This window comes from Bacillus sp. CH30_1T, assembly GCF_008364765.1.
In the GTDB taxonomy this organism is placed as follows: Bacteria; Bacillota; Bacilli; order Bacillales; family Bacillaceae_B; genus Rossellomorea.
This window is the reverse complement of record NZ_VTUY01000007.1, coordinates 134,759-154,052: the sequence shown is the minus strand read 5'-3', so window position 1 is coordinate 154,052 and position 19,294 is coordinate 134,759. Positions and strand designations below refer to the sequence as shown.

At 39.7% G+C, this 19,294-nt stretch carries 25 protein-coding genes; 20 read left to right on the top strand and 5 right to left on the bottom strand.

All coding sequences use genetic code 11. The features are described from left to right. The first annotated feature begins 32 nt into the window (after window positions 1–32). From rsgA to F0342_RS15775, 4 genes are all read left to right on the top strand, one after another. Window positions 33–1,058, top strand: coding sequence for a ribosome small subunit-dependent GTPase A (gene rsgA / locus F0342_RS15790; protein WP_262481769.1), 1,026 nt, complete (start codon window positions 33–35; stop codon window positions 1,056–1,058). A 158-nt stretch (window positions 1,059–1,216) separates the two neighbouring features. Continuing rightward, window positions 1,217–1,759 (top strand): peptide-methionine (S)-S-oxide reductase MsrA, encoded by a 543-nt coding sequence (gene msrA / locus F0342_RS15785; protein WP_149156842.1) that lies wholly within the window; start codon window positions 1,217–1,219, stop codon window positions 1,757–1,759. Further along, window positions 1,756–2,178, top strand: coding sequence for a peptide-methionine (R)-S-oxide reductase MsrB (msrB, locus tag F0342_RS15780; protein ID WP_149156841.1), 423 nt, complete (start codon window positions 1,756–1,758; stop codon window positions 2,176–2,178). Before msrA ends, msrB begins: the two co-directional genes overlap by 4 nt. 109 nt (window positions 2,179–2,287) lie before the next feature. Beyond that, window positions 2,288–2,788 (top strand): PTS sugar transporter subunit IIA, encoded by a 501-nt coding sequence (locus F0342_RS15775; protein WP_149156840.1) that lies wholly within the window; start codon window positions 2,288–2,290, stop codon window positions 2,786–2,788. Window positions 2,789–2,883: 95 nt separating this feature from the next. On the opposite strand, the gene F0342_RS15770 is transcribed toward F0342_RS15775, so the two are convergent. Next, window positions 2,884–3,465, bottom strand: coding sequence for a DUF502 domain-containing protein (locus tag F0342_RS15770; RefSeq protein WP_149156839.1), 582 nt, complete (start codon window positions 3,463–3,465; stop codon window positions 2,884–2,886). A gap of 164 nt (window positions 3,466–3,629) precedes the next feature. Here F0342_RS15770 and F0342_RS25175 point away from each other — a divergent pair, with 164 nt between their 5' ends. Next, complete coding sequence (locus tag F0342_RS25175; RefSeq protein WP_113970745.1) at window positions 3,630–3,770, top strand: YjcZ family sporulation protein; 141 nt, start codon at window positions 3,630–3,632, stop codon at window positions 3,768–3,770. 62 nt (window positions 3,771–3,832) lie between these two features. On the opposite strand, the gene F0342_RS15760 is transcribed toward F0342_RS25175, so the two are convergent. After that, window positions 3,833–5,626 (bottom strand): methyl-accepting chemotaxis protein, encoded by a 1,794-nt coding sequence (locus F0342_RS15760; RefSeq protein WP_188048579.1) that lies wholly within the window; start codon window positions 5,624–5,626, stop codon window positions 3,833–3,835. A 344-nt stretch (window positions 5,627–5,970) separates the two neighbouring features. Between F0342_RS15760 and F0342_RS15755 the strand changes: the two genes are divergently transcribed. From F0342_RS15755 to F0342_RS15715, 9 genes are all read left to right on the top strand, one after another. Next, on the top strand, window positions 5,971–7,278 hold the full coding sequence (locus tag F0342_RS15755; protein ID WP_149156837.1) for an aspartate aminotransferase family protein: 1,308 nt from the start codon (window positions 5,971–5,973) through the stop codon (window positions 7,276–7,278). Window positions 7,279–7,280: 2 nt separating this feature from the next. Continuing rightward, window positions 7,281–7,979 (top strand): CoA transferase subunit A, encoded by a 699-nt coding sequence (locus F0342_RS15750; protein ID WP_149156836.1) that lies wholly within the window; start codon window positions 7,281–7,283, stop codon window positions 7,977–7,979. Continuing rightward, on the top strand, window positions 7,958–8,620 hold the full coding sequence (locus F0342_RS15745; protein ID WP_149156835.1) for a 3-oxoacid CoA-transferase subunit B: 663 nt from the start codon (window positions 7,958–7,960) through the stop codon (window positions 8,618–8,620). Before F0342_RS15750 ends, F0342_RS15745 begins: the two co-directional genes overlap by 22 nt. Before the next feature lie 11 nt (window positions 8,621–8,631). Next, entirely contained in the window at window positions 8,632–9,897 is a 1,266-nt protein-coding gene (locus F0342_RS15740; protein WP_149156834.1) for a peptidase, read from the top strand. A gap of 205 nt (window positions 9,898–10,102) precedes the next feature. Next, on the top strand, window positions 10,103–10,936 hold the full coding sequence (gene ablB / locus F0342_RS15735; protein WP_149156833.1) for a putative beta-lysine N-acetyltransferase: 834 nt from the start codon (window positions 10,103–10,105) through the stop codon (window positions 10,934–10,936). 92 nt (window positions 10,937–11,028) lie between these two features. Further along, the gene (kamA, locus tag F0342_RS15730) at window positions 11,029–12,456 is read left to right on the top strand and encodes a lysine 2,3-aminomutase (RefSeq protein ID WP_149156832.1); all 1,428 of its coding nucleotides are present in this window, start codon (window positions 11,029–11,031) and stop codon (window positions 12,454–12,456) included. After that, entirely contained in the window at window positions 12,449–12,739 is a 291-nt protein-coding gene (locus F0342_RS15725) for a YokU family protein (RefSeq protein ID WP_149156831.1), read from the top strand. Before kamA ends, F0342_RS15725 begins: the two co-directional genes overlap by 8 nt. Window positions 12,740–12,831: 92 nt before the next feature. Further along, window positions 12,832–13,056 (top strand): YozE family protein, encoded by a 225-nt coding sequence (locus F0342_RS15720; protein WP_113970954.1) that lies wholly within the window; start codon window positions 12,832–12,834, stop codon window positions 13,054–13,056. Window positions 13,057–13,193: 137 nt separating this feature from the next. After that, window positions 13,194–13,853, top strand: coding sequence for a hypothetical protein (locus F0342_RS15715; RefSeq protein ID WP_149156830.1), 660 nt, complete (start codon window positions 13,194–13,196; stop codon window positions 13,851–13,853). Here the strand turns inward: F0342_RS15715 and F0342_RS24965 are convergent. Continuing rightward, window positions 13,837–14,007 carry a hypothetical protein gene (locus F0342_RS24965; RefSeq protein ID WP_188048578.1) on the bottom strand — a complete coding sequence of 57 codons (171 nt, stop codon included), beginning with the start codon at window positions 14,005–14,007 and terminating at the stop codon, window positions 13,837–13,839. The two genes, F0342_RS15715 and F0342_RS24965, sit on opposite strands and share 17 nt — an antisense overlap. Window positions 14,008–14,130: 123 nt before the next feature. Here F0342_RS24965 and F0342_RS15710 point away from each other — a divergent pair, with 123 nt between their 5' ends. From F0342_RS15710 to F0342_RS15695, 4 genes are all read left to right on the top strand, one after another. Continuing rightward, window positions 14,131–14,307 carry a YozD family protein gene (locus F0342_RS15710; protein ID WP_148969368.1) on the top strand — a complete coding sequence of 59 codons (177 nt, stop codon included), beginning with the start codon at window positions 14,131–14,133 and terminating at the stop codon, window positions 14,305–14,307. 755 nt (window positions 14,308–15,062) lie between these two features. Further along, the gene (locus tag F0342_RS15705) at window positions 15,063–15,866 is read left to right on the top strand and encodes a serine/threonine protein kinase (protein ID WP_149156829.1); all 804 of its coding nucleotides are present in this window, start codon (window positions 15,063–15,065) and stop codon (window positions 15,864–15,866) included. Window positions 15,867–15,883: 17 nt separating this feature from the next. Then, on the top strand, window positions 15,884–16,654 hold the full coding sequence (locus F0342_RS15700) for a sporulation protein (protein ID WP_149156828.1): 771 nt from the start codon (window positions 15,884–15,886) through the stop codon (window positions 16,652–16,654). 96 nt (window positions 16,655–16,750) lie between these two features. Continuing rightward, window positions 16,751–17,071 carry a YodL domain-containing protein gene (locus tag F0342_RS15695; RefSeq protein WP_149156827.1) on the top strand — a complete coding sequence of 107 codons (321 nt, stop codon included), beginning with the start codon at window positions 16,751–16,753 and terminating at the stop codon, window positions 17,069–17,071. Between the two features lie 73 nt (window positions 17,072–17,144). Here F0342_RS15695 and F0342_RS24960 read toward each other — a convergent pair whose 3' ends face one another. After that, entirely contained in the window at window positions 17,145–17,288 is a 144-nt protein-coding gene (locus tag F0342_RS24960; protein WP_187443262.1) for a hypothetical protein, read from the bottom strand. 17 nt (window positions 17,289–17,305) lie between these two features. Beyond that, on the bottom strand, window positions 17,306–17,428 hold the full coding sequence (locus F0342_RS25480) for a hypothetical protein (protein WP_262371772.1): 123 nt from the start codon (window positions 17,426–17,428) through the stop codon (window positions 17,306–17,308). A 130-nt stretch (window positions 17,429–17,558) separates the two neighbouring features. On the opposite strand from F0342_RS25480, the gene deoD reads away from it, so the two are divergent. Both deoD and F0342_RS15685 read left to right on the top strand, forming a co-directional pair. Beyond that, window positions 17,559–18,263, top strand: a complete 705-nt coding sequence (gene deoD, locus F0342_RS15690; RefSeq protein ID WP_149156826.1) for a purine-nucleoside phosphorylase — start codon at window positions 17,559–17,561, stop codon at window positions 18,261–18,263. Window positions 18,264–18,413: 150 nt separating this feature from the next. Beyond that, window positions 18,414–19,253: a M15 family metallopeptidase gene (locus F0342_RS15685; RefSeq protein WP_149156825.1), complete on the top strand. Its 840-nt coding sequence runs from the start codon at window positions 18,414–18,416 to the stop codon at window positions 19,251–19,253. The last annotated feature ends 41 nt before the right edge of the window (window positions 19,254–19,294 follow it).

Below are 19,294 nucleotides of genomic sequence, written 5' to 3'. Positions count from 1 at the left end.
AACGGATTTTTTAATTTTTGGGAGGAACTAAATTGAATAACAGAGAAAATGTATTTGAAATGGTGGAACACCTTGAAGAAGAAGGATACATGTTAGGAAGAGTTGTGACCGAACAAAAGGGTGCCTTCATGGTCATGACCAAAACAGAAGATCGATTAAGTAAAATCTCAGGGAAGCTCAGGTTCCAAACGGTTAAGCGGGAAGACCTTCCTGCAGTGGGGGATTGGATTCTCCTAAGCGAGGAAGGCGCAATCATAGAAAAGGTGTTGCACCGAACGAGTAAGTTTTCAAGAAAGAAGGCAGGGGAAGAAGCAGAAGAGCAAATCATTGCTACGAATATAGACACCGTATTTATTCTATCTTCTTTAAATGACGACTTAAACAGTAAACGGATGGAGCGGTATGTACTTCTCTGCTGGGAGAGTGGAGCAAATCCCGTTATCGTTCTTACAAAATCCGACACATGTGAGGATATCGAGGAGAAAAAGAGAGAAGTTGAAAGGGCATTGCTCGGGGTTAAAGTGTTAGCAATAAGCGCTGTAAATCATGAGGGAATTGAGGAATTGCATCCCTATCTGGAAAAGGGCAAAACGGTTGCGCTTGTCGGTTCTTCTGGTGTGGGTAAATCGACCCTAGTCAATCTTCTTGTAGGAGATGACGTTCAAAAGACCAAACAAATTAGGGAATCAGACGATAAAGGGCGCCATACCACAACACACAGAGAATTATTCTTATTGGATAGTGGTGCATCCATCATTGATACGCCCGGTATGAGGGAGATTCAAATATGGCAGGGACAAGAAGGACTTTCCACACAGTATAACGATATTGAAGAGTTGGCACTTCAATGCAGATTCACCGATTGTCGTCATGAGGATGAACCTGGTTGTAAGGTTAGAACAGCGATACAAGAGGGTACTCTGTCAGAGGAACGATTCGCGCATTATCTGAAATTGCAAAGGGAAATTGCCTACATGGAGAGAAAAGGGAATAAGCGACTGGAGTCGTTAGAACGAAAAAAATGGAAGAATATCGGTAAGCAGAGAAAGCTTAAATAATTGATGTACGATAGACCCTGGATGACTCCAGGGTCTATTTTTACATTGTTACCTTTAAACCAATTCAACAAGCTTAATATTTTCCCTTTTAACTTGAATGCGTTAAAATCTCTTACAAAGGGAATAGTGAGTAGAATGAAATAGAAAGGATGATGAGCATGTCGGAAGCTTTACATTATGAAAAAGCTACATTTGCCGGAGGCTGCTTTTGGTGCATGGTGAAACCATTTGATGAACAGCCAGGGATTAACAGTGTGATTTCAGGTTACACGGGAGGATCCGTTCCGAATCCAACTTATAATGAAGTATGCTCAGAAACGACTGGTCATTATGAGGCCGTTCAAATTGAATACGATCCATCAGTGTTTCCTTACGATAAATTACTGGAAGTATATTGGCAGCAAATTGACCCAACCGATCCAGGCGGGCAATTCTTTGACCGTGGACATTCGTATAAAACGGTTATTTTCTACCACAATGAAGAGCAAAAAAAGCTGGCGGAAGAATCTAAAAAGAAACTTGGGCAGTCAGGTAAGTTTCAAAAGCCGGTTGCGACTCAAATTCTGCCAGCGAAGGAATTTTATCCTGCAGAGGAGTATCATCAGGGTTATTACAAAAAAAACCCTGGTCATTATAATCGATACAGCAGAGGGTCTGGAAGAATAGCATTTATTGAAAATCATTGGAGGGAAGAGAAATGAGTAAAGAAGATTTAAAGAAAACGTTAACTCCTGAACAATATGATGTCACACAGAAGAATGGTACTGAACCTCCTTTTAGTAATGAGTATTGGAATACGTTTGAAGAGGGAATCTATGTAGATATCGTCTCAGGTAAACCTCTCTTTAGCTCAAAAGATAAATATGATGCCGGCTGTGGTTGGCCAAGTTTTACAAAGCCGATAGATGAAGAGGAAGTCACTGAAAAAGAAGACCGCAGTCATTTTATGGTCAGAACGGAAGTGAGGAGTAAAGAAGCAGATTCTCACCTGGGTCATGTCTTTAATGATGGACCGGGACCAGCCAAGCTTCGATACTGTATTAATTCAGCCGCTCTTCGATTTATCCCGGCAGAAAAGCTTGACGAAGAGGGATACGGGGAATATAAAAAGTTATTCTAAAATAATGAAGTGTTGTGAAACTCTTCACATATGTGCTAAAATAGACTTTCTCATGTTTACATTGAGCTACAAATGTGTATATAAAATAAATATAGGAAGGTGAATGAATATGTTAAAAAAGCTTTTCGGTAAAAAAGAAGAGGCACCTAAAACCGTTCATGCAGTAGCGCCTTTAACGGGTACATTAAAATCACTAGAAGAGGTTCCAGATCCAGTATTTTCTCAAAAGATGATGGGAGATGGGATTGCGATTGATCCTACAGTAGGTAAAGTGGTTTCACCTGTAGACGGCGAAATCATGCAGCTTTTCCCAACAAAGCACGCTGTTGGAATCAAAGCAAAAAACGGTGCTGAAATACTTATCCACATCGGTCTTGAAACAGTCTCAATGAACGGTGAAGGCTTTGAAGCATATGTTTCAGAAGGGTCCAAAGTGAATGTGGGAGATCCATTAATTACGTATGACTTAGACCTTGTGAAAGAAAAAGCAAAAAGTACCATCACACCAATCATCTTAACAAACGGTGATGACATGGCTGAACTAGTGAAAAAAGAGTTGACGTCTGTTACAGCAGGACAAGATGAGGTATTGGAAATTTCAACTAAATAATAGATATGGACCGGCTTGATTGCCGGTCTTTTTTTATAAGGTGTCCATCGACCCTCGCAAATCACCGCATTGATATTGTCTAATCAGCTTATAAACTATTCTTCCTTCTTGGTCGTCATTCCCCCAGACAATATAAACTTCATCGCTTCTTCAGATTTAATTTCCAATATTTCAATATCACTTTTGGGAATCAAAAAGGTGACTCCTGCTACTTGAAACGTTTGAGGTACGTATACAGCTACGTGATCTTGCAGGTCATTATGCAAATCTGCAAGGTTCTCTGTCGTAATAAAGCCCAGGCATTTCATTGTTGTACCAGGCATTTTGACGAGTGCAACTTTGGAAAAGGACTTCTTTTCTCCTAAGAAAGAGTGAATGGTATCTTTGATGACCGAGTAAATCGTTTTCACAAAGGGGATTTTTTGTAAAAGGATATCAACTATACGAATGATCGTACCTGTAAAAAACTTTGTGGAAAGCCAACCGAGCAAGGTCAATAGAACGATGGTTGCGAGTAGCCCAATACCGGGAATATAGTTTTCATCAAGATAGGGTTTTAAAACATTTCCTAATAAACCATCGAGGAATAGAAACATTTTATAAACTACATAAGTGACCAATCCAATCGGAACAATTGTTAGAACACCGTTAATAAACGATTTTATAAACCATTTCATACTGTCATTTCTCCTGTCTTCTCTTAAAATCTATTCCTATTATATAGAAAGGCTACGGTACAGAAAAGGAGTAGAGCTAAATAAATTAGGCAAATACACAAACCATTTCTAGGTGAATGACATACAGTGTAATGTAAATAAATATTTTTTGAGGAGTGATAGGTATGAACTATGGTTATGGTTGTGATCCATGCTATCAAGGTGGATATGCTTATCCAGTTGCCGGTGTTAATAATTTTGCGTTGATTGTTGTGTTATTCATCCTGTTAATTATTATTGGAGCCGTTTGCTACTGCGGGAAGTGATTCCAGATTTTGTTGTTAATGAGAAATGAAAAAGAGCCGTCCTCGACGGCTCTTTTTTAGTCTTAAATTTTAAAACTTGAAATTAGTTCTTTCAATTTTTCCGCTTGTTGTGAAAGCTCTGAAGCGCTTGCCGTTACTTGTTCCATCGCAGCTGATCCTTCCTCGGAGGCAGCAGCAGTGGTTTCTGTGTTAGAAGCAGTAGCTTCAGCAATTTCATTGACCAGGGCAAATGAAGCTGCTACATCATGACTGAGACTAAGGGTTTCCTGAATATGACCAACCATCTCATCCACTACTACTGTTGTTTTTGTGGTTTGGTTTAGTATATCTTCAAGGGAGGCGTTTGTTTCATTTGTGATTTCGACCCCTGCGATAACCTCTTTTACTCCATCCGAGTTTTGCTTAATAATGACATTCACTTCTTCTTGAATACTGTGTACGATTTCTGTTACACCTTTTGCCGCTTGTCGGGATTGTTCCGCCAGTTTCCTGACTTCATCTGCCACAACGGCAAAGCCTCTTCCATGCTCTCCGGCACGTGCCGCTTCAATGGCAGCATTCAAAGCAAGAAGGTTGGTTTGCTCTGCAATGTCAGTAATGGTACCGATAATCGTCGTAATTTGTGATGAACGCTGTCCTAACGCTTCGACGGTTTCACTTGTATTGGACATGGTTTCTTCAATGTTCATCATTTTAGAAGAAGAGGCTTGAACGGTTTTGCCGCCTCGTTCAGCAACTACCCTCATATCACGTGCAGTTTTTCGTACTTGTTCTGCTTGATTGAATAAAAAACGGGCAGCTTCTTCCAAACTATTCATTTTTTCTAATGAGGTAGACATCCGACTTGTTGTTTGTTCGCTTCCAGTTGCAATTTCAGTGGATGTTTCTGCAATGGAAGTAATCGTCCTTGATGTTTCTTCGGCTGATGCAAGAAGTTCCTGACTACTGGCTGATACGTTTTCGGCCATTTCCGAAACCTGCTTTACCAGAATGGCGATCCCGGCGATAAGCTGATTTGTATCAGATGCCAGGTCAGCAAGCTCATCCTTGGATTTAACATGAATGCGTTTTGTTAAATCTCCGCCAGCGTTTGCTATTTCTAAAATAGAACGGCTGATTTTCCTGGTGTTCGTCTTAATTGTATGAGATAAAATGATTCCGAAGAAGATAGCCAATAAAACCGCAAATACCGATAAGCCAATGGTAACGACTTTGGACAGGAAAACCTGTTGATTTAGAGAATCAATACGATTATACAGATCCTTTTGTTGGTCGACTACAATCATATCAACATATGAGCGTATTCCGTCCAGATATTTCTTACCCGTACCAGATTCAACGAGTGTTGCTGCTTGCTCAAGCCCTTTATCCTTCCGTGTCTCGATTACCCGGTCAACGAATTGTATCCAAAATCCATATTGAGCTTCGATCTTATCCAATTTATCAAGCTGCTCCTGATCGTCCTGTAATAGATTATTCAATTCTTCGATGTGACTTTCTACCTGACCTTTACCATTTTGATAGGGGGCCAAAAATCCCGTTGCCCCTGTAATGACAAAGCCTTGTTCTCCAATTTCAATCTCATTTAATACCTTCGATAAATCCTTCACCTTTGTATCAACCTGCATATCGTATGTAATCAGCGTGTTGATCTCTTTTTCAAGCTTCATCATATTGAAGTAAGAAGTTGAGGCAAGGACTAGAAGGACAATGGTCAATAAACCGAATGACAGAACCACTTTTCCCCGTATTGTCCGGAAATAAGAGAAGGCTCCTAAAGTCTTTTTCTGTTTTTCTTTCTTATTTTTCTTCGTTTTTGGTGCTTTTTTTAGATGTTTTTCTCTTGTCTTTTTCACCATTTCCCCCTCCTGAAGATAAGCAAAAAGTAGTATTATAGGATTATCTTACCATTATTTTATACATATCGTCCTAATTTATCTAGTCACTTTGCAAACTTTTTGTCGAATTTTTAAGAATCTTAGTATATTTCAATTAATAAACTCTTGCTGAAAGAAAAGATGTTTTCATTTTTGATGAGGCTTTGAGCTTTAATAAAAAATTTATTTGTCCTATTCTTTTTTCTTAAAGAAAAGAAAGATTCCGTTTTTCATACATATGAATAATGGTAGGGAAATCTTTTATGCAACCAGATGAGCGAATCGAAAGAGAGTACGAATCTGATTCTTTCAGGAGGGGGATTATGCCTCATTCGCATTTAATAAAGCCGTTGATTGGTGAACACTATCCGACAATTGATTATGGCAAGGGTGTGTATTTGTACGATACTGATGGCCGGGAATATATAGATGCTTGTTCTGGAGCAGTTACGGCAAATGTAGGACATGGCATGGAAGAAATTCTTCAATCGATTGTGAATCAAGGAAATAAAGTGGCATTTGTGTATCGGTCTCAATTCAGTAATCAGCCTGCTGAGGATTTAGCTGCCTTTCTGCACGAGAAGGCAGGCTATCCATGGAGTTTCTTCGTGAATAGTGGTTCTGAGGCTGTTGAGACGGCCATCAAAATTGCCATCCAGCATTGGCAGGAACAAGGAAAACCAATGAAAAGAAAGGTATTATCCCGATGGCTGAGTTACCATGGGATCACTTTCGGTGCATTATCCGCATCTGGACATCCATCCAGAAGAGAACGATTCGACTCCTTTTTAGGTGATTGGCCGACCATCGAGCCGCCTTATTGTGCTCACTGTCCTTTTGGAAAAACGCATCCATCATGTGATCTTGCCTGTGCTTCTCAATTAGAAACGATGATCAGCAGAATAGGTGCAGATAATATTGCTGCCTTTATGGCAGAACCGATCATCGGTGCGGCAGGTGGGGCGATTACTCCTCCAAAAGGTTATTATAAACGGATAAAATCAATCTGTGAGAAACATGATATTTTGTTTATTTCAGATGAAGTGATGACAGGCTGTGGTCGGACTGGAACCTTTTTAGCTTTAGAGCAGTGGCAAGTAAAGGCCGATATTGTAGCGATAGGGAAAGGACTAAGTGCTGGATATGCCCCTATTGCTGCCACGCTCATTTCCGATAACGTTATGGAGCCGATATTGAATGGGTCAAGAGTCATTATGAGCGGTCATACATTTAGTGGAAATCCTATGTCTGCAACAGCAGCACTTGCCGTTCTAAAACTGATTGATTCAGAAAAGATGATTGAAGGTGTCGGTCATAAAGGAACATACTTGAAAAATCTAATAGAAAAATTTAAAACTGAATTTTCCTTTGTGCAAGATGTGAGAGGAAAAGGACTGATGTTGGGCATAGAGTTGAATTCCCTTGGAGCACCATTTACTTCTTATATTGTTAAAGCCGGGGTTGAATGTGGGATTTTATTATATCCCGCAGCGGCGGGGATAGATGGGAGGAAGGGATCGGCCATAATGGTTACTCCTCCATTGAACAGTTCGAAAAGGGAGCTCGAGGAGATGGTTAAAAGACTAAGAAGAACCTTTCAACTAGTAGAAGAGAATTGGAAGGAGATCTAAATATGTCGCGTCTTTATAACAAAAGAAGCAGCTATAAAAATATAAAACATTTTTTTAATGACGGAATGATTTTGATGTTTGGCGGATTTGGAGGGGTGGGTTCTCCTCCTACTATATGTAAGCACTTATTGGATTGGGGAACGAAGGATATCACGATTATTGGAAATGATACAGGTTTTCCTCATATCGGAATCGGACAACTGGTTGCACAACACAGAGTAAAGAAGGTGATTGCCTCCCATATCGGGTCTAACCCTGTAGCAGGTCGATTAATGAGTGAAGGGAAGCTTGAAGTTGAGTTTTCTCCACAAGGGATATTGGCCGAAAGAATCCGGGCTGGTGGAGTGGGGTTGAAGGGTATCGTAACCGAAATAGGTTTGGATGATCCTTATTTAAATAAAGGAAAAGAGATACTGGAGATAGATGGGGACCGTTATTTATATGAAACAGCCCTGGTTGCCGAAGTGGGAATAGTATATGCCAAAAAAGCCGACACATTTGGGAACCTCATTTATGATAAAAGTGCCAGAAATACGAATCCTCTTGTGGCTATGGCAGCAGATATCACAATTGTAGAGGCAGAAGAAATTGTGAATGTCGGCGAGTTGGATCCTGAGGAAATTGTCACGTCGGGTGTATTTGTAGATCATATTGTTTTATCTAAAGGAGTCGACTGGAAATGGGCGTGGGAAACGAATTGAAAGATAAGTTAGCAAAGCGTGCTGCTTTGGAAGTGAAAGAGCATATGATTGTAAATTTAGGGATCGGAATACCATCACTTGTTCCAAATCACCTTCCCCAGGGGTTTCCCGTTGTTTTTCAATCGGAGAACGGAATTATTGGAATCGGGCCTGCACCAAGGGAAGGGCAAGAGGACGAAAATTTGTGTAATGCGGGAGGATACCCTGTTTCATTAATGAATGGAGGCTGTTATACAGATAGCTCCATCGCATTTGCCATGATTCGCCGGGGCAAAGTCGATTTAACGATTCTGGGTTCCCTGCAAGTCAGTGAAAAAGGCGATCTTGCCAATTGGATCATACCAGGCAAAAAAGTACCGGGGATGGGAGGTGCAACCGAACTTGCCTCGAAGGCAAAGAGAGTCATAGTGCTCATGACCCATCTAGATAAAAAAGGTGGAAGCAAAATTGTTCGGGAATGCACGCTTCCACTAACGACGAGATCATGTGTTTCAATGGTCATAACAGACAGGGCCGTATTTACAATTGAGGATGGTCGATTGATATTAGAAGAACTATTTAATCCATACACACTTCAAGATATTGAAGAGACAACAGAAGCTCAATATACCCTGAGCCCCACTATCAAGTATATAGACTAGGAGGAACCGATTTGGAAACTCACCGTCTCATCAAGGAAATAATAGAAGAAAAAAAGAAAAGTACAATCAAGCTCCTGCAAAGGTTAGTGCAGGAAGATAGTGTTAGGGGAAATGAATCTAAGGCACAGGCGATTGTCATCGAGAAATGCAGGAAGCTTGGTTTGGAGTTGGACATTTGGGAAGTGAAAGAATCGGATGTGTTGGATCATCCTTTTTATCGATGTGATCGTGAGAACTTCGAAGGCAACCCAAATGTAGTGGGTGTGTTAAAAGGAACAGGTGGAGGTAGGAGTCTCCTGTTAAATGGCCACATTGATGTCGTACCAGAAGGTGACAGGGAGAATTGGACATATGATCCTTATGGTGGTGTGATTGAAGATGGAAAGCTTTACGGAAGAGGGTCAACCGATATGAAGGGGGGATCTGTCGCTTTACTCCTTGCATTGGAAATTGTGAAGGAATTAAACATCCCACTGAAAGGTGATATCCTTTTTCAAAGTGTGATAGAGGAGGAAAGTGGCGGGACCGGGACCCTTGCCGCCTTAATGAGAGGGTACAAAGCAGATGTTGCCATTATTCCCGAACCTACCAACATGAAGATCTTTCCGAAGCAACAGGGATCCATGTGGTTCCGCCTGAAAGTAAAAGGAAAATCGGCACATGGGGGCACCAGGTATGAAGGGGTAAACGCAATTGATAAAGCCTATACTGTCATTCAAACTCTTCAAGAATTGGAATTATCCAGAAACAAGAGGGTGGACGATCCTTTATATAAAAATATTCCTATTCCATTGCCCATTAATATTGGAAGAATTGAAAGCGGAAAGTGGCCATCCTCCGTTCCTGATATTGCTATCATTGAGGGAAGGGTGGGGGTTGGACCATGGGAGTCCCTACAACTAGTAGAAAAAGAGGTAGAGGATGCCCTCTCGAAGTTGGATAAGATTGATTCATGGTTTGATCATTATCCTGTGGAAATCGAATGGTTTGGTGGAAGGTGGCAGCCTGGTGACCTTTCCTGCGACCATGAATTAGTGGAAAAGCTTTGCTATCATGCCAATGAAGTATTGCAAACCACCCCCATCATTGAAGCCTCTCCCTGGGGAACGGATGGTGGAATCCTATCTAGGGGAGGGAATATTCCGGTCGTCGTATTCGGTCCTGGAATAACTGAAGTGGCTCATGACGCAAACGAATTCATCGAATTGAATAAAATTTATCAAACTGCTGAAATACTTTCCTTATTTATTTTGGATTGGTGTAATAAAGAGCCATAATTTTTCTTTATGGGTATAGAGTAATAATTGATATTTAACCCTTTCACAAACCGTTTGTCAGCTTCAATGTAATCTTAAAAACTTCATATCATCCATAGAAGGAACAACTCTAATGATTAAAGACATAGGTTGTTCCTTTTTATAATGGTTTGTTTCATAACTTACCTTATCACTTCATATGTTGGTAAAAAAGGGGCTTATAAGAATGCAGACATACGAATATATTAAAAAACCGAAGATAGAAGCTGCCATTTATAAAGATGGCTATAACAGAAGGCTGCGGGTGGATGAGTTTAGAGGGAACCCGGTATTATTGTGGGAGTATGTGAAGAAAGAGACTCAGTCCAACCTTTATGAAAAGGTAATTGTGAAAGCAAGAAGGGATCAATCTCTCTTTTTTTTCGAAAAAGGTTTCATCTTGGAGGGGGGAGTAAACGCGTACTTTAATGGGGATAAAGCTTTTTTTATGAGTAAGTTTTTAACCGATGAAAGAAGAAATAGCTCGTACTGGAGTGATGAGGATGCCATTCTTCAATCCGTACAGGAGCTAGGTAGACACGAAAGCGAAGGTTTTAAACCGATTTCCGTCGCGACCGAAGAGCATGCAGGGCGGTTGGCCGACCTTTATCAAGAAGTATTTAAGCTATATCCTGTACCATTACACAATCCCGACTATGTGAGAGAGTCAATGAAAAGTGGGACAATCTTTGTTTATATCGAGGAGGAAGGAAGAATCATCAGTGCAGCTTCCGCTGATGTATCATCAACCTGTAAGAACGCCGAAATAACGGATTGTGCTACACGCTCTTCCTATCGTAAAGGCGGGTATATGAAGCACCTGATCCGAAAATTGGAATGGGAACTGCTTAACCGCGACATTTTCTGTGCCTATACGATTGCCAGGGCACTTTCAGTTGGTATGAATGCGGTATTCCATCAGCTCGGATATCGATACGGAGGAAGACTGGCGAACAATTGCATCATCTTCGACAAAATGGAAGATATGAACATTTGGGAAAAAGATTTGAGTGTAATGTAAAAGGATGAAAACCGATTGGGATCCTATTTCATAGGCTAATGTATAGTTCTGTTCCTGGTAGAAAGATACTTTTTTGAAAGTTGGTGGAGTAGATGAAAATGAATCTCTATAAACCGAAAAGGCATTGGAAGGATATTGAGCTTTGGAAGGATGTAACGGATGAACAATGGAATAATTGGTTATGGCAGCTGACAAACACCATCAGGACCCTCGATGACTTAAAGAAAGTGGTAAACCTGACACCGGATGAAGAGGAAGGTGTAAAGATTTCGACTAAAACAATCCCGCTTAATATTACTCCTTATTATGCATGGTTAATGAATGAAGATGACGCGCGCTGCCCTATCCGGATGCAATCTGTTCCGATTGGTCAGGAAATCCATAAAACGAAGTATGACCTGGAGGATCCTTTACATGAAGATGAAGATTCCCCAGTTCCTGGATTGACGCACAGATATCCTGACAGAGTGTTATTTCTCGTAACCAATCAATGCTCCATGTACTGTCGTTACTGTACGAGAAGAAGGTTTTCGGGACAAATTGGAATGGGCGTACCAAAGAAGCAACTTGATGCGGCCATTGAATATATCCGGGATACTCCAAGTGTAAGAGACGTACTGCTATCGGGTGGGGATGGTCTACTGATTAATGACCAGATTCTTGAATACATCTTAAAGAATTTAAGAGAGATTCCACATGTCGAGATCATCCGGATTGGAACGAGGGCGCCAGTAGTGTTTCCACAGCGGATTACCGAGAACCTGTGTAATATTTTGAAGAAATATCATCCCGTGTGGTTGAATACGCACTTTAATACATCGATCGAAATTACCGAAGAGTCCAAGAAAGCGTGTGAGATGCTCGTAAATGCAGGGGTCCCTGTAGGGAATCAAGCGGTTATTCTCGCCGGTATAAACGACAGTGTGCCTATTATGAAAAAGCTTATGCACGATCTTGTTAAGATTCGAGTACGTCCATACTATATTTATCAATGTGACTTATCAGAAGGAATCGGCCACTTCCGCGCACCTGTATCCAAAGGGCTGGAGATTATCGAAGGCTTAAGGGGACATACATCCGGCTATGCCGTACCGACCTTTGTGTTAGATGCCCCCGGTGGTGGAGGGAAAATTTCCCTGCAACCGAATTACCTTATTTCTCAAAGTGCTTCAAAAGTGGTCGTCCGTAATTTTGAAGGAGTCATCTCTACCTATCCGGAACCGGAAGAATACGTAGCAGGCAGGGCAGATGATTATTTTAAAGAAGTGTATCATGATGAAGAGATTAAAGAACCAACCATTGGAATTGCCGGATTGATGAATCAAACCCATTCTTCCCTCACCCCGAGTGGACTTAAGCGTTTGGAGCGACGAAAGGAATATCAGGAAAATCCGGATCACAATTCCCTTAAGGACTTTAGAGGAAAAAGAGATCAGCTTAAAGAAAAGAAGCATAAAGCGATGCTATCAAAAATGGAACAAGATAAAAATGATGATAAGGAAAAAACCATCAATGGATAAAAATAATGCAAAAGTATGCGAATGGTGTGAAGGTGAGACAGCTCATGAGAATCAATCGAACGTGTATTGGGAGCTTCCTGATGGTACAAGAGCGATTCAAATCTCGAATGTCCCCAGCATGAGCTGCAGTCATTGTGGAATGGAGTATCAGGAAGAAACGGTCATCAATGAAATTGAAGACCAGCTTATGTTAATCGACACCAATTTAATCGATAAAGTGATCACTTACACAGAATTAATGGAACTCCCCCGTTTACTAAAGAAAAATTACTTTCGATTTTAACAGTGGATATACTCACTTAAAGCAAACACTTTACGAATTCATCTTCTTCGGCTATCCTTTTAGAAAAGAAACCACAAGGGTAGGTGGAACAGGTGAGAAAATCCTTTTATCATTATTTAATGAAATATAGGCAGCCTACTGCCAAGGATGAATTAACTCATTTCGCAAATTCAGCTTATGATGATCATAGCTTTCCTAAACAATCAAAACAATACCATGAGATTAGTTCTTACCTTGAAATGAATGGTCATTATCTTGAAAGTATGTCCATTTTCGATATGGCATGGGACGCCTATTTATTAGAAGAAAAAGTTTAACCTAATAATCCTTTAAGCCAATGGACTGACATTTGTTCTAGACAAATGTCGGTCCTTTTTTAAAAAGGCTTTTCGTGTATACCGATATGCTTGTTGTTGCATATCATATAAAAAAGGCGATTAAGGGTGAGGGGAGAATGAAGAAACGAAAAGAGCCTAGATTCAGAGTTGGAGAAACGGTAGTTGTAACAATCTATGGTACTGTCGGGAAAATCACCGATATTAAAAAACTCGATGGTGAGTTTTTATATGAGGTAAACGAAAGTGAAGGACTTTTCAAGGAGAAAGCATTAGAATTGCTTGATTCTTATGATGGATACATTTTTGAACAGGAACAGATCGATATTGAATATAAATTTCTATTCGGAGATCTGGTTATTGTCAAGGGATATGAAGAGGATCTCTTTAAAGTGGTAGGATTCAGGACGGAAATATGGCGTTATAAGGACGATGCCTGGGAAGACGTTATTTATGAGTTAATGAGAATTACAGATGGAGAGTGGTTAGAAGCAGACGAAGATGAAATCACCTTAGTTGCAGATGAAGAGCAAGCAGAGGCCTTTATTAAGAAATACGGATTCGTATTTCCGCAGAAAAAAGAAGGCAAAATAAAATCGCTTCGTTCATCTGCTCACCCAAAGCCAAGTTGGATTGATCAGCTTCTGGATCATTATAATGATTACAAAGCACTGTATCTTCTCTTTGAAGATACTAAATATAAGAATAAGATGGACTATGTGTTAGAACAATTGAGATCTCATACAAACTCACAATCTATTGTTAAAGAGAAGGAATAAGCCACATGATATACAGAAAAACTGGAACGCTTATGATTAAAAATGATAGCAATACAACCCTAAGGATCCACTGCATTCCTGAGACAATCATTCCCTCACCATTTTCTAAATCTTTTAACATCGTTTTCGTTTTTTGAGTAAATGTGCTTAACATCGAATCGCTCCTTATCTTTGATGATAAAGTCTATGCTTGTCTTTTAAATCTTATGAAAACTTTTTTCTCATAGCATAACTGGAAGCATTCTGTCATAAATTGAGAATCAAAGGGGGCGATCACATGCGGGAGATAGAAGTCTTTATCGACACCGAGGAAATTGCCGAGTTCTTCATGAAAGAACTCGTTCAAAGAGGATATGTACCGTCAGAAGATGAGCTGGAAGAAATAGCGGATATCACATTCGAGTATCTGATTGCCAAATGTATCATTGATGAAGAATGGGAAGAAGATGTATAGGATCTTTTCAACCATCGAATTGAAAATCACATCGTAAGGAATGTTCATTCACATAATGGGGATTAACTCTAAAGTGCCTTTCATGTTTTTCGGGTGGCAGAAAAACATCGAGGCACTATATTTTGAGTTAATCCCTCTTTAGATTCACAAGAAATGAGGTCAACGCTTTCCACTTTTTTTCATAGAAAAACGATCAGGTATCATCGTCAAATGAGGTGCCATCACTTCGATCGGCTGGTCAATAAACCAGTCAGACAAAGAGAGTGTGAAAGAAGGCATGTTATCCCAAACAGGACATTAAGTGGGACTATATAGACGAGTTTTTTTATTTTCTTTCGAATGAATGTGTGGCCAGTAATCTGCTCTCGATCCGCTGAGGGAATGGTGAAAAATGGCTACGTTACACAACTCAAGAAATGAGAAAAACGCATTTTGCCCTTTTTTGGACAAGGCGTGTGAAAGCAGATTATCACGCTCCACTAAGATATTTTTTATGTTTGAAACTAATTTCTAAATGAAACGTATATAGTAATACAAGTCGATAAGAAACATTCTTGGGAGGTTTGCTTATGTTAAGGAAAATAATCAAAAGCCTGTTAGGTTCGAAACATCATCGGTACAGCTCCAGTGATGCGTGGAGAAAGTATAAATCACCTAAACATAAACATTTTGGACATCAGCATTATAAGAAGCATAAGAGTAAAAGCTTTTTTTCCAGCTTTTATAGCAGTTGATGGAATGAGAGGAAACAGGTTATGGTACACACGCTTTTTCGCAGACTGATCGATGGATTTGAACAGACGTGGAAACCTGGAGAAAACATCAATGGCTACCATATCATCCGATTAGTTGGAAAAGGAAGCTATGGTACAACTTACTCGGTCATCGAACACTCTAGTGGAAAAGAAGCCATACTAAAAAGAATTCGCCCTTACAAAAAGTTATTTTCTAATCACGCCCAATATGTTCAAAATGAAATGAATGCACTACAAACTTTATCTCATCCCCGGTTTCCATCTGTTTATACAACAGGTGAGTATAGGAAGACTCCTTATTTCGTTATGGAAAAAATGCACGGTCAAACATTTGAGGAGTTAATTTTTATTGAAGGAAAAACATACTCGGAGGGAGAATCACTAACTTTAGGTGTACAATTGGTTAACCTAGTACAATGGATCCATGAAAATGGATACGTTCATCGTGACTTAAGAATCCCAAATATTTTACTGGATCATGGAACGCTTCAAATAATAGATTTTGGTCTTGCTTGTGAAATGAATGAAACATCAGAGACTATCCCAGGGAAACATAAGGATTATATGAGGGATAAATCGAAGAAGAGTGATTTCTACGCAATCGGGCATTTTCTGCTATTTTTATTGTATTCTTCTTATGAACCAACTATGAAAAAGGAGAGAAGCTGGGAAGAAGAACTTGCCATTCATCATGATACAAAGATGGTGATCAGAAGACTTCTGCAAATTGATTCAGGGTTTAGGGACGCTGAGGAAATCCTGGTGGAATTATACCGAGTGATTAAAACATTACAAGAAAGATAATCGAGGAGGAAAATCAAATGTCTTTTTTTAACAAAGTGTTTGCTTCAATAGGAATCGGAGCCGCTACAGTAGATACAAAATTAGAAAAATCAAGCTATCAAGCAGGGGAAACGGCAAAAGGTATTGTAGAAATTACAGGAGGGAGCGCAGATCAGAATATCGATGCTATCTATTTAACACTCTTTACTACATATATTCGTGAATCAGATGACAAAAAGTATACTGATTATGCTCCCATTCAAAAAGTGCAAATATCTGAGCCGTTTACTATCGGAGAAAATGAAAAGAAACAGTTTCCTTTTTCCTTTACCTTACCATTTGAAACCCCGATCACGTATGGAAATACAAGGGTGTGGGTAGCCACTGGCTTAGATATTAAAAATGCAGTTGATCCTAAAGACAAAGATTATATTGAAATCTTACCGAATGAATTGACGAATGCAGTGCTCACATCTGTTCAGGAACTGGGCTTCAGGATTCGTAAGGTTGAATGTGAGCAGGCACCACGCCGCTATAGAGGTCGCTATCCATTCATACAGGAATTCGAATTCGTACCGGTCAATGGTCCATATCAACGAAAATTAGATGAACTTGAAGTGATGTTCCTGAATCAATCGGAAGAACAAGTGGATCTGCTTCTGGAAGTGGATCGACGGGCAAGAGGGTTAGGTGGATTCTTAGCAGAAGCACTTGAAATGGACGAATCCATGGTCAGACTGACAATTAGAACGACAGATATCCCACATCTCTCATCTAAACTGAAAGATGTGATAAATAAATTCGCTTAAGGGATCGATTCGACAAAGATTCCTATTTTTCCATGAAGGATTCGACAAGGTCTATGTGTAATAGTATGAGTACAACATAATGACGGAGGGGTGCTCATGCTTTTACTTGAAAAAATCATTCGTCCTAAGCTTTTAAGGTCTACCTATGACATGACCATTTTCCAAACTCCAAAGTATGGAGAGGATAAAGGCTATGAAAAGGTATATCGAATCTCGGTTGAAGCAAATAATCATGAAGAAGCCCTGTATAAAACGTTCAGAACATTTAACGTACCAGATTTGGTTCCAAAAAATTATCAGGGCAGATACATTGCTACACGTGATATTATCTTTATTGACGAGGGGCGGAGAGGTCATTATTATTATCGCCTTCAGCCAAATGGATGGAAAAGAGTGAATAGGATCTTGATTCATTAAATATGGAACAACGAAATAAAGGAAAGAATCTTCCATCGAGGTAAGATTCTTTCCTTTATTTTATTAGCAATATTTATATGTGATTACCCGGACCGTTTTTCCGGTTCTGAGCTGAATTTTCCTTAGCATGTGCATTGTGCTCTGCATCCAGTGCTTCTTTTGGGATATGGTTATTTTTCTTAGGAGCATTGATTCTGTTTCGGTGTTTTTTACCCATAGAAATCTTCCTCCCCGTTATGATTTAAGTCTTTCAGTTCTTGAAGAGTTAGGTTGTGTCCCTGTACGGGTAGAAGGGTTAGTTTCATTTGCATGCTGAACTGCTTGCTTCAGTTTCTTACTCATTTTTTCTTTAGCCATTTGAATCCCTCCTTCTGTCGTTAGTTTGACCCCATGCACTGCTTTCTATCCTTCCATTTTCAAGCGTTGCATAAGAAATAAAAAAGGATTACAATGGTGTTTCAGCAGACTTGATAGGAGGAAAAGTAAATTGAGTATACATATTAATGCAAAAGAAAATGAAATAGCAGAAACGGTTTTATTACCAGGAGATCCACTTAGAGCAAAATACATTGCTGAAACATTTCTGGAAAATCCAACCTGTTACAATGAGGTTCGTAATATGTTTGGATACACTGGGACATACAAAGGGAAAAGAATTTCGGTTCAAGGGACAGGCATGGGCGTACCTTCCATTTCCATTTATATCAACGAATTGATGCAAAGCTATAACGTACAAAACCTGATCCGTGTCGGAACTTGTGGTGCTATCCAAAAGGATGTTAAAGTTCGTGACGTCATACTGGCTATGACCTCATCAACTGATTCTCAAATGAACCGATTAACGTTTAACGGGATTGACTATGCACCGACAGCTAATTTCGATCTACTTAAACGTGCTTATGATGCCGGTGTGGAAAAAGGCCTGAACTTAAAGGTCGGAAATGTATTTACTGCCGACATGTTCTACAATGACAATGCAGAGCATGAAAAATGGGCTCAATACGGCATCTTGGCAATTGAAATGGAAACGTCAGCTTTATACACTTTAGCTTCAAAATTTGGACGCAATGCATTATCTGTACTTACAGTCAGTGATCATATCTTAACAGGTGAAGAAACGACTGCAGATGAGCGTCAAACAACATTTAATGAAATGATTGAAGTTGCATTGGAAGCTGCTATTCAAGAGTAGGTCCATTTACGATCAAAAGAAACTGCTTACATTCCCACTTCTGGGTTTATAGGCAGTTTTTCATTTTGTGAAGTATATCCTGCATACAGAAATCTTATTACATGATAAGATATTGGTTGGAAACATTTTAGAGAGAAACTAGGTGAAAGTATGAAAAAGATCATCTTCGTAACGGCTGCTTCCTTGATAATGTTATCGGGATGTTCGCAAGTACAAGATTGGTCAGAGAATTTATTTGGCCAGAAACAAAAAGAAACGAAAGAAGAAGTGCCTAAGCAGCAAACTCCAGGAGATCAACCGGAAGAAGATCAGTCTCCCACTACAGAGGAAGAAACAGTTCCACCTGAACTACAATTAGAGTCTCAATACTTTAATGATGTGAAAGTAGTGGATGGAAAACAAGTGATTCAAAATCCTTCCAACCTTTTAGCGCTAGTAAATAAGGAATATGCATTAGATGAATACAAACCAACTGATTTGGTTCGCCCAAAAGTTCCGTTCGTATTTGGTAATCAAGAACTTGAAAAGGCGTATCTTCGTAAAGAAGCGGCAGTACAGCTGGAGGAAATGTTCGCTGAAGCCAAATCACAAGGAATTTTACTAACGGCTATTTCAGGTTATCGTTCGTATGAATATCAAAAAATGCTGCTGGAAAGAGAAATTGCTCAATTCGGAGAAGAGAAAGCTGTAATGGCCGTGGCACCTCCAGGACAAAGTGAGCATCAATCCGGATTAGCCATGGACATTTCAAGTCAAAGTAATAACTTCCAAGTAAACATTGAATTTGCTGATACGAAGGAAGGGAAATGGCTTGGTGAAAACGCCTATAAATTTGGGTTCATTCTTCGTTATCCTGAAGATAAGGTTTCAATTACACAATACCAATATGAGCCCTGGCATTTCAGGTATGTTGGTAAGGATGCAGCTAAAGTCATTCATGAAAACAATTGGTCTTTAGAGGAATATTTCAATAATGTGAAAAAGATATAATGATTTTTTAAGGGTTAGGGGCTTTTGGCTTCTGGCCCTTT

Coding starts and splice junctions, on each gene's coding strand:
- msrA (WP_149156842.1), top strand. CDS start 1,217: ATGTCGGAAGCTTTACATTATGAAAAAGCTACATTTGCCGGAGGCTGC.
- msrB (WP_149156841.1), top strand. CDS start 1,756: ATGAGTAAAGAAGATTTAAAGAAAACGTTAACTCCTGAACAATATGAT.
- F0342_RS15775 (WP_149156840.1), top strand. CDS start 2,288: ATGTTAAAAAAGCTTTTCGGTAAAAAAGAAGAGGCACCTAAAACCGTT.
- F0342_RS15770 (WP_149156839.1), bottom strand. CDS start 3,465: ATGAAATGGTTTATAAAATCGTTTATTAACGGTGTTCTAACAATTGTT.
- F0342_RS25175 (WP_113970745.1), top strand. CDS start 3,630: ATGAACTATGGTTATGGTTGTGATCCATGCTATCAAGGTGGATATGCT.
- F0342_RS15755 (WP_149156837.1), top strand. CDS start 5,971: ATGCCTCATTCGCATTTAATAAAGCCGTTGATTGGTGAACACTATCCG.
- F0342_RS15750 (WP_149156836.1), top strand. CDS start 7,281: ATGTCGCGTCTTTATAACAAAAGAAGCAGCTATAAAAATATAAAACAT.
- F0342_RS15745 (WP_149156835.1), top strand. CDS start 7,958: ATGGGCGTGGGAAACGAATTGAAAGATAAGTTAGCAAAGCGTGCTGCT.
- ablB (WP_149156833.1), top strand. CDS start 10,103: ATGCAGACATACGAATATATTAAAAAACCGAAGATAGAAGCTGCCATT.
- kamA (WP_149156832.1), top strand. CDS start 11,029: ATGAAAATGAATCTCTATAAACCGAAAAGGCATTGGAAGGATATTGAG.
- F0342_RS15725 (WP_149156831.1), top strand. CDS start 12,449: ATGGATAAAAATAATGCAAAAGTATGCGAATGGTGTGAAGGTGAGACA.
- F0342_RS15715 (WP_149156830.1), top strand. CDS start 13,194: ATGAAGAAACGAAAAGAGCCTAGATTCAGAGTTGGAGAAACGGTAGTT.
- F0342_RS24965 (WP_188048578.1), bottom strand. CDS start 14,007: ATGTTAAGCACATTTACTCAAAAAACGAAAACGATGTTAAAAGATTTA.
- F0342_RS15710 (WP_148969368.1), top strand. CDS start 14,131: ATGCGGGAGATAGAAGTCTTTATCGACACCGAGGAAATTGCCGAGTTC.
- F0342_RS15705 (WP_149156829.1), top strand. CDS start 15,063: ATGGTACACACGCTTTTTCGCAGACTGATCGATGGATTTGAACAGACG.
- F0342_RS15700 (WP_149156828.1), top strand. CDS start 15,884: ATGTCTTTTTTTAACAAAGTGTTTGCTTCAATAGGAATCGGAGCCGCT.
- F0342_RS15695 (WP_149156827.1), top strand. CDS start 16,751: ATGCTTTTACTTGAAAAAATCATTCGTCCTAAGCTTTTAAGGTCTACC.
- F0342_RS24960 (WP_187443262.1), bottom strand. CDS start 17,288: ATGGGTAAAAAACACCGAAACAGAATCAATGCTCCTAAGAAAAATAAC.
- F0342_RS25480 (WP_262371772.1), bottom strand. CDS start 17,428: ATGGCTAAAGAAAAAATGAGTAAGAAACTGAAGCAAGCAGTTCAGCAT.
- F0342_RS15685 (WP_149156825.1), top strand. CDS start 18,414: ATGAAAAAGATCATCTTCGTAACGGCTGCTTCCTTGATAATGTTATCG.